This is a genomic window from Idiomarina abyssalis (assembly GCF_019797805.1).
GTDB lineage: Bacteria > Pseudomonadota > Gammaproteobacteria > Enterobacterales > Alteromonadaceae > Idiomarina > Idiomarina abyssalis.
Window position 1 is genome coordinate 1239822 of record NZ_CP081832.1, and the last position, 16063, is coordinate 1255884.

General features: G+C 44.1%; 12 protein-coding genes. 3 read left to right on the forward strand and 9 right to left on the reverse strand.

Annotation, left to right across the window (positions count from 1 at the left end):
• Position 1: 1 nt before the first annotated feature.
• On the reverse strand, positions 2-484 hold the full coding sequence (locus K5X84_RS05850; protein ID WP_222236929.1) for a hypothetical protein: 483 nt from the start codon (positions 482-484) through the stop codon (positions 2-4).
• Positions 485-1053: 569 nt separating this feature from the next.
• Positions 1054-2022, reverse strand: coding sequence for a DUF4238 domain-containing protein (locus tag K5X84_RS05855; RefSeq protein WP_222236930.1), 969 nt, complete (start codon positions 2020-2022; stop codon positions 1054-1056).
• A 218-nt stretch (positions 2023-2240) separates the two neighbouring features.
• Here K5X84_RS05855 and K5X84_RS05860 point away from each other — a divergent pair, with 218 nt between their 5' ends.
• On the forward strand, positions 2241-4415 hold the full coding sequence (locus K5X84_RS05860) for a YecA family protein (protein WP_222236931.1): 2175 nt from the start codon (positions 2241-2243) through the stop codon (positions 4413-4415).
• A gap of 483 nt (positions 4416-4898) precedes the next feature.
• Here the strand turns inward: K5X84_RS05860 and K5X84_RS05865 are convergent, their stop codons facing one another.
• Positions 4899-5135, reverse strand: coding sequence for a hypothetical protein (locus K5X84_RS05865; RefSeq protein ID WP_222236932.1), 237 nt, complete (start codon positions 5133-5135; stop codon positions 4899-4901).
• Positions 5136-5224: 89 nt separating this feature from the next.
• Between K5X84_RS05865 and K5X84_RS05870 the strand changes: the two genes are divergently transcribed.
• Together K5X84_RS05870 and hrpA are read left to right on the forward strand one after the other, a co-directional pair.
• Positions 5225-6259 carry an isoaspartyl peptidase/L-asparaginase family protein gene (locus tag K5X84_RS05870; protein ID WP_222236933.1) on the forward strand — a complete coding sequence of 345 codons (1035 nt, stop codon included), beginning with the start codon at positions 5225-5227 and terminating at the stop codon, positions 6257-6259.
• Between the two features lie 11 nt (positions 6260-6270).
• Positions 6271-10188, forward strand: a complete 3918-nt coding sequence (gene hrpA / locus K5X84_RS05875) for an ATP-dependent RNA helicase HrpA (RefSeq protein WP_222236934.1) — start codon at positions 6271-6273, stop codon at positions 10186-10188.
• 31 nt (positions 10189-10219) lie between these two features.
• On the opposite strand, the gene K5X84_RS05880 is transcribed toward hrpA, so the two are convergent.
• The 6 genes from K5X84_RS05880 to ubiG form a co-directional block, all read right to left on the reverse strand.
• Positions 10220-10486 (reverse strand): GrxA family glutaredoxin, encoded by a 267-nt coding sequence (locus K5X84_RS05880; RefSeq protein ID WP_054487610.1) that lies wholly within the window; start codon positions 10484-10486, stop codon positions 10220-10222.
• Between the two features lie 102 nt (positions 10487-10588).
• Entirely contained in the window at positions 10589-10849 is a 261-nt protein-coding gene (gene yfaE, locus K5X84_RS05885) for a class I ribonucleotide reductase maintenance protein YfaE (RefSeq protein ID WP_054487612.1), read from the reverse strand.
• Positions 10850-10852: 3 nt separating this feature from the next.
• A complete protein-coding gene (nrdB, locus tag K5X84_RS05890; RefSeq protein WP_199495148.1) occupies positions 10853-11986 on the reverse strand; it encodes a class Ia ribonucleoside-diphosphate reductase subunit beta in 1134 nt (377 codons plus the stop codon).
• 18 nt (positions 11987-12004) lie between these two features.
• Entirely contained in the window at positions 12005-14335 is a 2331-nt protein-coding gene (gene nrdA, locus K5X84_RS05895) for a class 1a ribonucleoside-diphosphate reductase subunit alpha (protein ID WP_054487616.1), read from the reverse strand.
• Positions 14336-14606: 271 nt separating this feature from the next.
• Positions 14607-15290, reverse strand: coding sequence for a phosphoglycolate phosphatase (gene gph, locus K5X84_RS05900; protein WP_054487618.1), 684 nt, complete (start codon positions 15288-15290; stop codon positions 14607-14609).
• Between the two features lie 3 nt (positions 15291-15293).
• Entirely contained in the window at positions 15294-16022 is a 729-nt protein-coding gene (gene ubiG / locus K5X84_RS05905; protein ID WP_199495149.1) for a bifunctional 2-polyprenyl-6-hydroxyphenol methylase/3-demethylubiquinol 3-O-methyltransferase UbiG, read from the reverse strand.
• Positions 16023-16063 lie beyond the last annotated feature (41 nt).

The window sequence follows — 16063 nt, forward strand, 5'->3', positions numbered from 1 at the left end:
CTTACACCTCCACTTCGTCTTCGTTTTCGAGGCGGTGTTCGATTTTCTCTTCGAGGTAGGCTGCGAGCTTATGCTTTATCTCTTCTATCTCCAGCGATTGTGCATATCTCAGTAAATAGTGGTAATCACAAGGGCTGTTCATTTGAAACAGTTGCTTAATAGCCTCATCTGCGTATGAGGTTCTTGCGGTGTGTGAGCTGACCCATTGCTCTAGTTGGTAATTGTAGACGTCGGGCTCCACACTACGCGTATAAAGGTCATCGATAGTGTCTGCGTTATCATACTCATCTAAAAGACAGTAAAGCGTGTTGTGGACAAACGTGCTTGGGTATGTAGAACCATCATAGTTAGGTACAAGATGAGCATGCCGAACCATTTTTTCGACACTTTCGTCAGCGCCGTCGACTAAAAAAACATCACCTTCATCATTTATTTTAAATTGCTCTTTTACGTGGCTTTTCACCTCTTTTATTAAATGTTTCATAAATAATTCTCCTTTTGTTTATTTTTTTATGAACGTGATTGCATAACTATCTCCTTATCAGGGTGTATAAAAATAATCATATCTTATGCGATCGTATTCTATTATAAACAGATGAAATCTATATGTCAATAAAAAATCAATAAAATCAATGACTTAATGTAATATAAGAGTGCTTTTGTCAAGTTTTTGGTCGTATTATTTCAACTTTACGATGACAGGTGACAAGGCTTCTGGGGATGGTGCTGTCGTAACAAAAAAATTAAAAAAAATTGTAAATTAGTCAATTTTTTACAGGAAAATGAGATGTTTTTGCGGTTCTTATTCGGTTGGTGGTGATAAGTTGATTGTGAGTACAATAAGGAGATTATTTGAAAATGCGAGTCAATACCTGCGACTCTATAACTATTGGTTATAGCGTTTAAGCTCTCACTTTGGCGCGACTTACGTTCAGCACTTTTCAGTGCTTTACGAACGAAAAAGGTAACTTACTTGTCAATTGAACGGTCAATAGCTTAGAGGTATCAGGCTTCATTTATACCTGTAATGAATAGGGTTCATTTAGACTTTTTCTATCCAGCTACTATTTTTGGTCCTTCCCGAAGTTCAGGCGTTTCTGACAGCATTTCCTCAGCGAGTGAAAACTTGTTTTCGCTGGCAAAAATGAACCGAGATGAGTTAATGACTTGAAGAGAGTTAATGTTTGTCACTGTGTCTTGCGGTGTTAAAACAGCTTCACCCGTACAAAAGCCTTGGTCAAGTGCAGTTATCGGGCTCCAGTCTTGGCGAATAGTTAGTGCGAGTTCAGGATTTTTTTCTTTCACAGCCATTAGGCTTTTAACCATGTCTCGATTACTAGGACACATCATCGCAAGGCAAAGACTTTTAGAAATAGGAAAATAGATCTCTATCCCCTCAACCCCAAGACCTACGTTACCTCTTCCTTTAGCCTCACGTATATTTTGTAAAACAATTGGGTTATCTGAGAGCCAAAACGGTTTTTTACTGGTAGTTCTAAATAAAATCCAAGGTTTTTTAAAAAACTGTTCGCTAAAGACTTTGTATGCGTTAATTTGCTGTATATGAGCAAGTTTGGCTTCATCTGGATTCCCGGCTCTCTCGATAATGTGTTGCTCTTCATCGACTACGTGCTCCTGAAGCCAATTCTTTAGAATATCTCCCATCTGCTGCCAACGATAACGATATTGAGGTGTGCGAACGAACTGTAACGAGACAAAGTCTGAAAGTTCTCTTCGTTGATGTACCGTTAGTCCGGAAATCGACTTTTCGTCTTTTATTTCTTTTATGACAGGAGCAATTTTAGTTTCGATTTTACTGAGCTCTTGTTCAAGTGAGCCCTCATTGTCGTCAAATTCGAAGTCGTAAAACTTAGACTCTGCTGCAGCCTTTCTTATATTACTTTTAAATTTTTTGCTAGTACTTTTATCAAACACATTGATTTGATTTTCTCCCTCTGTAAAGCCTCTAAGAATAAGTTGAGGTACGTAATGTTGCACTTTGGCGTTTCCATTCTGAGGCATCAAAAATCTCCTTATTTCAAAGCGTTGTTTCGATGATGGTGGTTTATTGATTGCATAAAAATACTAGAGTTAAGGATGCTGGTGCAACTCTTCATAAGGTAGTCTAACGAAATGGTAATGTTCGATGCTTCCATAGGTAGGTTAACTAAAGTAAATTAATTCCTTTAGATATGGTGCGTACAGGGTACTATTTAAAGAATGTAGCTGACCTAGGGAAAATGATGACGGAACCTCGAAAAACGAGAGAAGAAGCTGAAATATTTGAAAGCTTACAAGAGCTTTGTCGAAGTAATGGATTTATACATACCATTGCGTATTTTTGCTTTAAAGCTAATGCTGTTTCTTATGACCCTGAATCGGGAATCGATGTTGATAGTTTCGCTAATCAGTACAGTGATGAAAGACTGCTAAGAACGGAGATAAACTTACTACTCGGTCTATTAGTCCGAAGTGGAATTGATGTGAAAATGATCGATGGACACCAAATGCAAGCAAACATCGATAAGACGGAATCGTTACTGCAGGAACTTCACGACTCCATACTTCCAAGCTTTGCCGACGCAGTTGATCAAGAGGGAAATCCCGATCCTGAGAAACTTAAAGAGATAATAGAAAGCAGTGGAATGTTGCGAGAAGCCGTCTTTTATGGCGGGGAGTCAGCATATCACTTTCAATATCGAGATCTCGCTAGTAAACGATACAAGAGAGACTCGGACTATTTTGAATCAAAAATGGGATTCTCTACGGAATCTGTTGTTTCTGTTATTAAGGCTTTAAATAGCCTTTTCGATCAGCAGCTAAATGAGACCTTAGACAGTTTTTCGAAAGCGCCTCCGGATGAATGGAACTTTCTCAATGCTTTTCGGTTTCAGATCCAAGATATTTGCAATGAAACAGAGCTACAGCGTTCTGTCGTGGAGGCTGTAATTGCGGCATTTGCTATTAATGTTCCTGAATCTAATCATACCTTCAACCAAGTTGATGACTTCAATATCGTAAACGCCCGTCCAATACTGAAGTTGAATGATAATGAGATACTGCTTTTTCAGCACTATTCTTTAGTTGAGTCGTTTTACGAATCTCCATTTTTTTGGATGAAAGATGATAAGGAATACAGAAATATTGCCTCCGAGAATAGGGGACAGTTTACCGAAGACTTTTCTGAAGAACGTTTAACGCGTGTTTTCGGCGAAGAGAACGTTTTTTCTAATGTTGAAATTTTCTCAAAAGGTGGGGATGTCGTTGGCGAGATTGACACCTTAGTGTTATTTGCTAACCGAGCTTTGATCGTACAGGCAAAATCGAAGACTCTTACAATCGCCGCAAGACAGGGGCTTAAGGATAAAATTGAAGAGGACTTCCAAAAAGCAGTTCAAAGTGCTTATGAGCAAGGTTATAGCTGTGCAGAACTGATTTTACAGCCAGATAACTACTCTCTCAAAACGCGAACTGGCATCACAATAACTCCACGTTTTAAACTTGATGATGTGTATATCATGTGTGTGGTTTCTGACCACTATCCAGCCCTGTTTCATCAATCCAGACAGTTTTTAAATTATAACGTAACGGAAAATATCAATGCTCCTTACGTCGCAGATGTCTTTTTGTTAGATACGCTGACGGAGTTTCTGGATAGCCCCATTCGTTTTCTGAGTTTCATTAATAGGCGAAGCCAATACGAGGGAAGCCTTAATGCGTCGATGGAGTTATCGGTGCTAGGCTATCACCTTAGCAATAACCTTTGGCTAGAAGAAGAGAACGAATTTTTTCATTTTGATGACTCAGTGGCTGTTGAGCTTGATGTTGCAATGACTGTCAGGCGGACAGGTATAAAGGGTAATGAGACACCAAAGGGTATCCTCACCAAGTTTGAAAACACTTATGTTGGCAATCTGCTGGTTGAAATCGAAGATTATGAGCATGCAGAGGTAATAGACTTTGGTTTTGAGTTATTGAGACTTAGTAGCGAATCTTTAGAGCAGATTAATGAATGTATCGAGCGCTGTATTCAACTTTATTCAGCTGATGGAAAGACTCATGACTTTTCAATGCCACTTCACAATGGTACAGGCTTTACCTTTCATTTAACGGATAGAGAAAGGTCTGATGCGAGGAATAAACTAGCAAGTCATTGTGGACTCCGAAAATATATAGGAAGGTCGGATCTTTGGTATGGGATTTGTCTCAATCCTGTCACCGCGAAATTAAGGTTTGGTCTGAGTGTTGTGGGTCAGTGGGAAAAGGATGACGGGATGGAGCAAGCTGCTAAAGAACATGATAAAACGCTTCGACAACGACCAGGCATACTATATCGACGAGCCAAGAAGAAAGTGGGGAGAAACGCTCCTTGTCCATGTGGAAGCGGAAAGAAGTACAAGAAGTGTTGTCTATAACCCACGCCAGCTAGACCAATTCCTAAAAAGTCGCACATCGATTTGCTTTGTTATGGCGACTTGCAATGAGATTGATCTCAATTGATTCTATCCAGCTAGTATTCTTGGTTTCTCGTGGAGTTTGTTGGGTTTCCGTTCTGAGTCGAATAGAAATTTCCCTATCATACCAACAGTGCATGTGAAACTGGCTCTACTAATTATAGAGTGGACTTACGTTAACCTTTGCGCAAACAGCCCGACGGTGTGGAGAAATCAAATATGCAAACGAATGTTAAGAACGTGATGTTCGGTTTTTATATTCACCAAGTTAGAATGTGTACCCGCTAAGGTACCCAAAATAAAAAACCTTTAAATAGCCCTTTATTTAAGCGGTGGTTTCGTAATCGTGCCAGTAAAAAGTTTCTTGTTCGTTTTGTGCCATAAGCCTAACTGCTCAGCGGAAAAAGAAAACTATAGCACGAGGACAAGGAGGAATTCAGCCACTCACTGCCTTTCAATTTTGTTCACTTGAACATCGTAGGCTTTATTCAGTTTCTGCTCGAGAGTGCGTTCATCTTCATGACGAAAAGCGAGTTCGGCGTGGGGTAATATACGTTCAGCTAACCGTCGTGCAATAGCGTCTCTGAACTTCTGGTCGTCACCTAATGAGTTGCCGTCAACTTCCAGTGTTATTTGCTGTTTATCGCCTAAGTGTGTGTATTCAACGTGATAAGTCGGCATCTGAAAATCTCCTCGTTGTCAGTTCGGTAGTTTCCTGCGACTATGCTATTACTAACAGTCTAGCCTATAACAATAAAACCGAGGTCGAGATGAAAAAACTCTATTTATCTGCATTACTTACCGCTGCTGCGTTTGGATCGTTGTTACCGGCGCACGCTGATGATCACGATGTTGAATATGCCATGGCCATTCACGGCGGAGCCGGAACAATTACCCGGGCCAATTTAACCGCTGAACAGGAACAAGCCTACAAAGATAAACTGACAGAAGCGTTAGAAGCCGGCCGAAAGGTATTGAAAGAAGGCGGTGACAGTACCACAGCCGTTATTGCCGCTATTCAGGTAATGGAAGCCTCACCACTTTTTAACTCTGGCAAAGGCGCCGTTTATACCTGGGACGAAGAACATGAGCTTGACGCTTCACTGATGGAAGGTCTGAACGGAAATGCCGGGGCAGTTGCGGGTGTGAAGACTGTAAAAAGTCCAATAGAATTAGCCCGCGAAGTAATGGAAGAGTCTGTACATGTGATGCTAAGTGGTGAAGGCGCAGAGCAGTTTTCTCGTCAGCAGGGACTGGAACAGGTAGAGAACAGTTACTTTAATACCGAGCACCGTTATCAGCAGTTACAGAAAGCCAAAGAAACCATTAGGAAAAGTGAACAGCCAGAGCAACAGGCCTGGGAATACCTGGATATTGATTACAAATACGGAACGGTTGGGGCTGTTGCGGTTGATAAAGACGGGCTCTTGAGTGCCGGTACGTCAACCGGAGGCATGACGGCTAAACGTTATGGTAGAATAGGGGATTCCCCCATTATTGGTGCTGGTACATGGGCTGATAATGACAGCTGTGCTGTCTCGGCTACCGGACACGGCGAGTATTTTATTCGCTTCCACGTGGCTGCCGATATTTGCTCTCGAGTTAAATATAAAGGGCTTTCGGTGAGTGACGCGGGCGATGAAGTTATTCATGGTGTGTTGCAGGATGCCGGCGGTACCGGTGGTGTCATAATTATTGATGCTCAGGGTAATATTGCGATGCCATTTAATACCGAAGGCATGTACCGGGGTTATTTTAAAGGTGAGGATAAAGCGGAAGTCGCTATTTATAACGAGGATGAATAAGTTCGGAGTCTATGAGTCGTCAAAAATCGCACAGTAACCCTTTTGTTGAGAAGTTTCAGACACAATTAGAGCAATGTACAACACGTCAGGCCGCGCTATTGCGCGGCCGTTTGCGTGGTCTGAGCAAAATTAAAAACGAGCAACGACAGCAACAGGTGCTGGAGCGGATAGCTGCCGACATTGAAACTGCCGAGCTGGAGTATTTGGAGCGGCAACAACAAAAGTTTCATATTAGTTACCCAGACGAATTACCGGTTGCTCAGCAGCGTAATGACATTAAGTCGGCCATTGAACAGAACCAGGTGGTGGTTATTGCCGGCGAAACCGGGTCGGGTAAAACCACCCAGTTACCGAAAATGTTGCTGGAAATGGGCTATGGCCGTAAAGGGACTATAGGTCACACGCAACCCCGACGCTTAGCCGCACGCAGTGTAGCCGCCCGTATTGGTGAAGAACTGCAGGATCACAATAAAACTCAGGTTGGCTACAAAATACGGTTTCAGGATGAAACGGCACCAACCACGGCAATTAAGCTGATGACCGATGGCATGTTGTTGTCTGAATTGCAGCAAGATCCTCTGCTACTGCAATACGATGTCATTATTATCGATGAGGCTCATGAACGGAGCCTTAATATCGACTTTTTGTTGGGTGTGCTGCATACGTTATTGCCTAAGCGACGCGATCTTAAACTGGTTATTACCTCAGCAACCATTGAAACTGAGCGTTTTTCAAAGCACTTTCATGATGCGCCTGTGTTGACGGTAACCGGGCGAACTTACTCCGTGGAGGTTCGGTATCGACCGCCAAAAGAAGACGGGAAAGCAGCTGATGCAGACGTACTTCTGGGTGTTTGTGAAGCGGTAGAAGAGCTGCAGCGCGAAAGTGAAGGTGACATTCTTATTTTTGCCAGTGGCGAACGGGAAATACGCGACTATGCGGAAGCTATTGGCGATTTGAAGTTGCGAAGTACAGAGGTTCTTCCTCTGTATGCGCGTTTGTCATCGCATGAGCAGAATCGGGTGTTTCAGGCGCACAGTCAACGCCGAGTGGTTATCGCCACAAACGTAGCAGAAACCTCATTAACGGTTCCGGGTATACGCTTTGTTATTGATCCGGGCACCGTGCGCATGAGCCGTTACAGTTACCGCACTAAAGTACAGCGCTTACCTATTGAACCTATTTCTCAAGCCAGTGCTAACCAGCGTAAAGGTCGTTGTGGTCGTATTGGTCCGGGCATTTGTATTCGCCTTTATAGCGAAGATGACTTTCTGCAGCGCCCGGAGTACACCGACCCTGAGATCCTTCGTACTAACTTAGCAGCTGTTATCTTGCAAATGTCGGCGTTACGGTTAGGTGATATTCGACAGTTTCCTTTTGTCCAGAAGCCGGATGAGCGTTTTGTTAAAGATGGTCTGAACCTGCTGGAGGAGCTGCACGCAATAGAGGCCGGACGTAAAGCTGAGCGTCCACAGTTAACTGATACGGGCCGACAATTGTCAAGACTGCCTCTGGACCCTAGGTTAGCCAGAATGGTGCTGGCGGGGCAGCAATATGGCTGTGTGAGAGAAATGCTCGTAATTACCGCAGCGCTGAGTATTCAGGACCCGCGTGAACGTCCGCACGACGCACAGCAAAAAGCGGATGAATGGCACCAACGTTTTCGTGATAAAAGTTCCGACTTTATGGCCTTTTTAAACTTATGGAATTATATAAAAGAACAGCAAAAAGCGCTGTCAGGTAACCAATTCCGTAAACAGATGGGCCGTGAATTTATTCATTTTATGCGGCTGCGCGAGTGGCAGGACATTTATACACAAAGTCGGCAAACGGTTCGGGAGATGGGTTTATCCATTAACGATGAAGCCGCTACCTATGAGCAAGTGCATCGGGCTTTAATTGCCGGCCTATTGTCGCAGGTGGGCTTTAAAGAAGATCGACACGAATACCAAGGAACCCGACAAAGCCGGTTTCATATTTTCCCTGGTTCAGGTTTATTTGGTAAGCCACCAAAATGGGTTGTTACTGCAGAGCTGGCGGAAACGTCTAAATTGTACGCACGAATTAACGCCGATATTGATCCTTTATGGGTTGAGGAAGCGGCTTCTCATTTAGTCAAAAAACAGTACCTGGAACCTCATTTTGAAAAGAAAAAAGGCAGTGTTATTGCTGATGAGCAAGTAACTTTGCTGGGTCTTATCTTGGTGCCCAGACGACGCGTTCAATATGGGCCGGTTGAACCGGTTAAAGCTCGGGAGATTTTCATCCGGGAAGCTTTAGTTAACTCCCAGCTAACGCGCAAGTTGCCTTTTATTCAACATAACTTGAAATTAATTAGCGATATTCAAGCTCTGGAAGCGAAATCTCGGCGTCGGGATATTCTGGTGGATGAAGAGGTTTTATTTGAGGCTTACGACCGTGCCATACCCGAAGGGATTTATAACGAAAAGCTATTGGCCGGCTGGTGGCACAAAGCAGCTAAAAAAGAGCCCAAATTACTGTTCTTTGAACGAGATGATTTAATTGCCGGCGAAACCGAGCACATTACTGAAAACGAATACCCGGAGTTTTGGCGACAAGGTAACTTACGCTTACCCTTGAGTTACCATTTTGAACCCAATGCGGAAGACGACGGTGTCAGTGTGAATATCCAGCTAGGTATTCTGAATCAGGTGAAGCTTGAGGGCTTTGACTGGCACATTCCGGCATTACGGGAAGAGCGTATTGCCCACTTAATTAAATCGTTGCCAAAAGCCCTGCGCCGAAATTTTGTGCCGGCACCAAACTTTGCTGGCGCGATAATGGCTGACGTGGAGCCTATGCAAGGGCGTTTAACCGACGCTATGGCGACTAAGCTGCGTCGCATGACCGGTGTGACGGTCCCGGAAGAAAACTGGGATGAGTCCTCTCTACCGGCTCACCTACGTATGAATTTTAAAATTTTTGATGGAAAGAAACTGGTTAGCCAGGGACGTGACCTGCAAAGTCTTCAACAACAGTTATCCGGTAAGGTGCAGCAGCGTTTAGAAAAAACCGCCGGTGATGATATTAGCCGTGAACAGGTTGATAGCTGGGATTTTGATGACTTACCGGAGGTGATTACCGAGCGCCAGCAAGGTTTTGAGCTCAAGGCTTACCCCGGTCTGATAAACAAAGGTAAAGGTCAGGTTGCACTGCAGCTATTCGATAACCCGGAGCAAGCAAAACAGCATCATAAAACCGGCGTGCGGGAGTTGCTGCTGCAACAGATACCATCGCCTGTTAAGCACTTGCAGAAGTCTTTATCGAACAAAGCTAAATTAGCCATGTATTTTAACCCCTGGGGCAAGGTAGACGCATTAATCGCGGATTGTATCGCCGCAGCGGTAGATGGCCTTATCCAGGAGCAGATAGAACAGGGCAATAAGCTAAGAGATAAACAAAGTTTTGGGCAACTCAAAGACGTTGTACGCGCAAACTTGAATGAGCGCGTTGAAAAAATCGCATTGGAAGTCGAGCAATGCCTGCTGTTGTCACAACAAGTTCGAAAAGCACTGAAAGGAAAAATTCCGCTGGATCAAATCCAGTCCCGGGGCGATATTCAGGACCAGTTAGATAACCTGGTGTTTGCGGGTTTTGTTTCAGCTTATGGCAGTCATCGGCTTAGCGACATAGTGCGTTATCTCAAAGCCATTCAACGACGTCTGGAAAAGCTGCCGGTTGATCCTAATAAGGATCGCTTAATGACACTGACTTTAGCTAACCTTGAAGAACAGTATAAAGCGGTGGTGAAAGCTTACGAAAATAAAGGTTCGGTAGTTCCCGATGATGTTGCCGAGATCCGCTGGATGATTGAAGAGTTAAGAGTCTCGTTCTTTGCTCAAACCTTGGGAACCAAGTATCCGGTGTCTGAAAAGCGGGTTAAACAAGCAATAGAGGCTGCTAAATAGCCGCCTCTACACATGAATTCGTAAGCGCAAATTAGGCGGTGTAAAGCCCTAAGTTTTCTTTTGCGTAAGCTTCAAATTCAGTGAAGCCGCCAACGTGTTGTTCGTCGACAAAAATTTGAGGAACAGTCTGGACAGGTTTACCGACTGTTTTTTCAAGGTCAGCCTTGCTGATACCTTCAGCGTGAATATCGACATAGCGATAATCAAAGTCATCCATATCGGCTTTTAATTTGTCCGCAACTTCTACGGCACGAACACAAAAAGGACAACCCGGACGTCCAAAAATTACTGTAAACATGAAATACCTCTCTCGCAAAAATAGATTGCGGCCATTATCCAGATTTTAGTGCTGGTTAACAATTCTTCTGTACGATGGGCACAATCGATTTAATGAATAAGGCTAGTGCTCAATATCTAAATCTGATTCAGGAACGCAACAACAGGGCAGAATATCGCCTTTTCTGACATAGGCGAGCGGCTCGGTTGTATAGCGAACTGTGCCGGACTTTAACGTGCTTCTGCAGGCACCACAGAAACCACTACGACAATGGTAATGCATTTCTAACTGATGCTTCTCTAAGGCTTCAAGTAAAGTGCCTTCAGTCGCATCAACGGCAAGCTCGGGCCCGCCGTTGACTTTGACTTTAAAGGTGTTGGCCATAGCTTAGAGATCAAAGTCCCCAAGGTCGGAGGCATTAACCTCACTGTCTATTTGACCAACAAGGTAAGAGGTAATTTCAGACTCTTGTGGTGCTACCTGAACGTTGTCTGATACCAGATACTTGTTCATCCAGGGCAGTGGGTTAGAACGCTGGTTTTCAAATGGAGCATCAAAGCCTATGGCCTGCATACGCAAGTTGGCAATGTACTCGACATATTGGCACAGCATGCTTTCGTTCAGACCTATCATTGAACCGTCTTTAAACAAGTAGTGCGCCCACTGTTTTTCCTGTTTAACAGCTGTCATGAAAATCTCGTAGGCATCATCGCGAAGCTCTTCGGCAATTTCTTTCATTTCCGGGTCGTCTTCGCCGTACTGCCACAAATTAAGAATGTGCTGTGTTGATGTAAGGTGAACGTTTTCATCGCGAGCAATCAGTTTGATGATTTTTGCGTTACCTTCCATTAATTCACGTTCTGCAAAAGCAAAGGTGCAGGCAAAGCTAACGTAAAACCGAATAGCTTCCAGAGCGTTAACCGAGTTAATGCACAAAAACAGCTTTTTCTTTATTTCGCGCTGAGTGACCGTATAGGTCTTACCGTCAACGACAATATCGCCTTCGCCGTGGGTTTGTAGCAGCTGAGTGTAAAAAATAAGATCGTCGTAGTACTTTGAGATGTCATTAGCGCGAATTTTAATTTGCTCGTTAATGACAATATCTTCAAAGACTTCGCTGGGGTCACTAAACAAGTTACGCAGTATGTGTGTGTATGACCGCGAGTGAATGGTCTCAAAGAATGACCAGGTTTCGATCCAGGTTTCTAACTCAGGAAGAGACACAATAGGTAGTAGCGCGATATTCGGCGAACGACCCTGAATCGAATCCAGAAGAGTCTGATATTTCAAGTTAGAAATAAACACATGCTTTTCGCTGGCAGTCAGTTTATTAAAGTCGATACGGTCACGGCTGACATCGATTTCTTCAGGGCGCCAGAAAAAGCTGATTTGTTTTTCGATAAGTTTTTCGAAAATACTGTGTTTTTGTTGATCATAGCGAGCAACGTTAACGGAGTTGCCTAAAAACATAGGCTCCGTTAACGGGTTATTCTGCTCTTGGTTAAACGTTGAGTACGACATTCGCTAAAATCCTTATTATTAAATTTTACAAGCACCACCGGCACAATCGTCATCTTCTTCGATGATAACTTCTGCGCTCTGGGCCTGAGGCTTGTCGGCACGTTGACGTGCAGCAATGTCGGACTGGTTGTCAGCAGCACCATCACGAGTGTTGTGATAGTAGAGCGTTTTAACTCCCAGTTTATAAGCGGTTAACAAGTCTTGCAGAAGCTGTTTCATCGGTACTTTACCCGCATCAAACTTGTTCGGGTCGTAATTGGTATTTGCAGAAATTGTCTGATCCACAAATTTTTGCATGATACCAACCAGTTCAAGATACCCTTTGTTATTCGGTATTTGCCATAACAACTCGTATTTGTCTTTTAAGTTTTCGTAGTCAGGGACAACCTGTTTAGTTACCCCGTCTTTTGACGACTTAATGCTGACAAAACCACGAGGAGGCTCGATACCGTTAGTTGCATTAGAAATCTGCGACGATGTTTCTGACGGCATTAGAGCGGATAATGTTGAATTACGCATACCGTGCTGTTTAATGTCAGCACGGAGCTTATCCCAGTCTAAATGCAGTGGCTCGTCGCACACTTTGTCCAGATCTTTCTTATAGGTATCGGTTGGCATAATGCCCTGAGAGTAAGTGGTCTCATTAAATTTAGGGCAGGCGCCTTTTTCTTTAGCCAGATTCATTGAAGCTTGCATCAGGTAATACTGTATAGCTTCAAAGGTCTGGTGAACCAGGCCGTTTGCAGAGCCGTCTGAATATTTAACACCGTGCTTGGCTAAGTAATAAGCAAAGTTAATAACACCAATACCCAGAGTACGACGGTTCATGGTGGCGTTGTACGCTGCCGGAACAGGGTACTCCTGATAATCCAGCAGGCTGTCCAGTGCACGAACAGCCAAGTCTGCTAAGTTTTCAAATTCACTCAGACTTTCAATTTTACCTAAATTAAAGGCTGACAGAGTACAAAGCGCTATTTCACCTTCTTCGTCATTTACGTGACTTAATGGCTTAGTTGGCAATGCAATTTCAAGACACAAGTTACTTTGACGGATAGGCGCAACTTTAGAGTCAAATGGACTGTGTGTGTTGCAATGATCTACGTTTTGCACATAGATACGGCCGGTGCTGGCACGCTCCTGCATAAACAGACCAAACAGCTCAATGGCTTTAATACGTTTTTTACGGATGCTCTCATCCTGCTCGTACTGCTGGTATAAACGCTCAAATTCGTCCTGATCTTCAAAGAAAGCGTCGTAAAGCCCCGGAACGTCCGACGGACTGAACAGGGTAATGTAATCGTCTTTAATCAGGCGCTGATACATGGTGCGGTTAAATTGAACACCATAATCCAGGTGGCGAACCCGGTTTTCCTCAACACCCCGGTTATTTTTCAGTACTAATAGACTTTCAACTTCCAGGTGCCAAAGTGGGTAGAATAAGGTAGCCGCGCCACCACGAACACCACCTTGTGAGCAGCTTTTAACGGCTGTCTGGAAGTATTTATAGAATGGGATACAACCGGTGTGGAAAGCTTCACCATTACGGATAGGGCTGCCTAATGCGCGAATACGCCCCGCGTTAATACCAATACCGGCGCGCTGAGAGACGTATTTTACGATAGCACTGGCGGTGGCATTAATAGAGTCGAGACTATCGCCAGCTTCAATTAAAACACAGGAGCTGAATTGACGTGTCGGCGTACGTACACCTGACATAATCGGTGTCGGTAGAGAAATTTTAAATTCAGAAGCTGCATCGTAGAAACGTTTAACGTAATCCATACGAGTGCTTTTCGGGTAATCCGAAAACAGACAAGCGGCGACTAATATGTATAAGAACTGCGCGCTTTCATAGATGTCACCCGTTACCCGGTTCTGAACCAGATACTTGTTTTCCAGCTGTTTAACCGCAGCATAAGAGAAGTTCATGTCACGCCAGTGATCAAGGAACTCGTCCATTTGATCAAACTCTTCTTCGCTGTAGTCATCCATCAGATGTTCATCGTAGCGATGCTCGGCCACCATTTTTTTCACATGGTCGTATAGACGCGGCGGTTCAAACTTACCGTAAGCACGTTTACGCAAGTGGAAGATAGCCAGTCGCGCTGCCATATACTGATAGTCGGGCGCATCTTCCGAAATGAGATCGGCAGCTGCTTTAATGATAGTTTCATGAATGTCTTCAGTTTTAATGCCATCGTAAAACTGAATGTGAGATTTAATTTCAACCTGAGAGGCTGAGACATTATTCAGTCCTTCGGCAGCCCACATGATCACTCGGTGAATTTTATCGAGGTTTAGCGGTTCGCGTTCGCCGCTGCGTTTCGTAACATAAAGTTGCTCGTTCATTTTGCGCCGACTCTTAGCTTTTTGTTATAGGTTTGTAGCCACAAGATATAGTGCTTATTAGTTGTACAGAGCGATATTTACACAATATCTAGTGTGTCTGGGATGAACTGTATGCTAGGTCTAACTGGCAATACGATCAAGTGAATTTAACGGTAAAAACGGAATAATTTTGAATTCAGAATCTTGATTTTTTGCCAGCCTTTAACTGGCCTGAGTTTGCGCTGAAAAGTTTTCTATATAATTTTTTTGTCTTTTAAAGGAAGTTAATAGATCAAGAGTTATTGATAGCCAGTAACTCCAGCAATGCCAGTGGAGATTCAATGTGATAATCGGCCTGCCAGCGCTGGGGTTGGTCTTCGTTACTGATATAACCGTACTCGGCAAGCACAGTGACCATTCCGGCGTTACGGCCGGCTTCAATATCGCGTTCGGCATCACCCACGTAAAGGCAGTCTGTTGGTTCAACACCCAGTTTCTCCGCGGCATAGAATAAAGGCTCAGGCGATGGTTTTGCGACACTGAGAGTATCGCCGCTCACCACAACTTCAATGGCTTCAAATTCAGGGAAGTGTGGTAATAACAGGTGTGTCAGGCGTTCAGGCTTGTTGGTCACTATCGCGACTTTAATGGACTCACGCTGTAATACCGCCAGTAGTTCCAGAACACCCGGGTAAGGTTGGGTATGAGTGGCGATATTATTTTTATAGGCACTCAGGAAGGCGTGTCTCAGCTCTGTTTCCATGTGCGTATAATTGTCATCAAAGGCCAATTTTAGTAAGCCTCTGGAACCATGGGACGCAACTGGTGTAAACACTTCAGCAGTGACAGCAGGGCGCTCGTATTGCTCACAAACAGCATTTAATGCGGCGCCTAAATCGGGTGCGGTATCAAGTAAGGTGCCATCTAAATCAAACAGGACAGCTTTTACCGGAGAACTTTTATCTGAGGAACTCATTAATTACTCCGGCTTTTTCAAAGCGACAATGTAATTTACATCAACATCTTTGTCTGAAAGTACAAAGCCTTTTAAAGGATGAAAAATTAAGCCATTAATAGCGATATCTTCTAAAGCGGCTTTGTCAGTCATACTTAAAAGTTCTGACGGGCGAATAAAACGTTGATGCTGATGAGTTCCTTTCGGTACCCAGCCTAAAATATGCTCGGCAGCGACAATACCCAATAACCAGGATTTTACATTACGATTCAAAGTGGAGAAAAAGACTAATCCCCCGGGCTTAACCGCTTTGGCGCAGGCTTGTACTATGGCGGCCGGGTCAGGAACGTGTTCGAGCATTTCCAGACAGGTCACTACGTCGTAGCTGTCGGTGTTTTGTTCGGCCAGCGTTTCAACGGCAATGCATTGATAGTCAATTTGGCGGCCACTTTCTAATGCGTGCAAACGCGCCACCTTTAATGACTGCTCGGCCAAATCAATACCGGTAACCTCAGCGCCTCGTTCCGCCATGGCTTCACTGAGTAATCCACCGCCACAACCGACATCCAGTACTTTCTTGCCGAAAAGCCCTTCGGTATGGTTTTCGATAAAGCCCAGCCGGACCGGGTTGATTTTATGCAAAGGTTTAAATTCGCCATCCGGGTCCCACCAGCGCGAGGCGAGTGCTGAAAATTTTGCGATCTCTTCCGGATCGACGTTTTTTTGTTCAGTTTTAGAGCGACTGGTGGTCATAGATTATGCGTCTTTAAGAGATGGATAACGCGGCTAGTCTA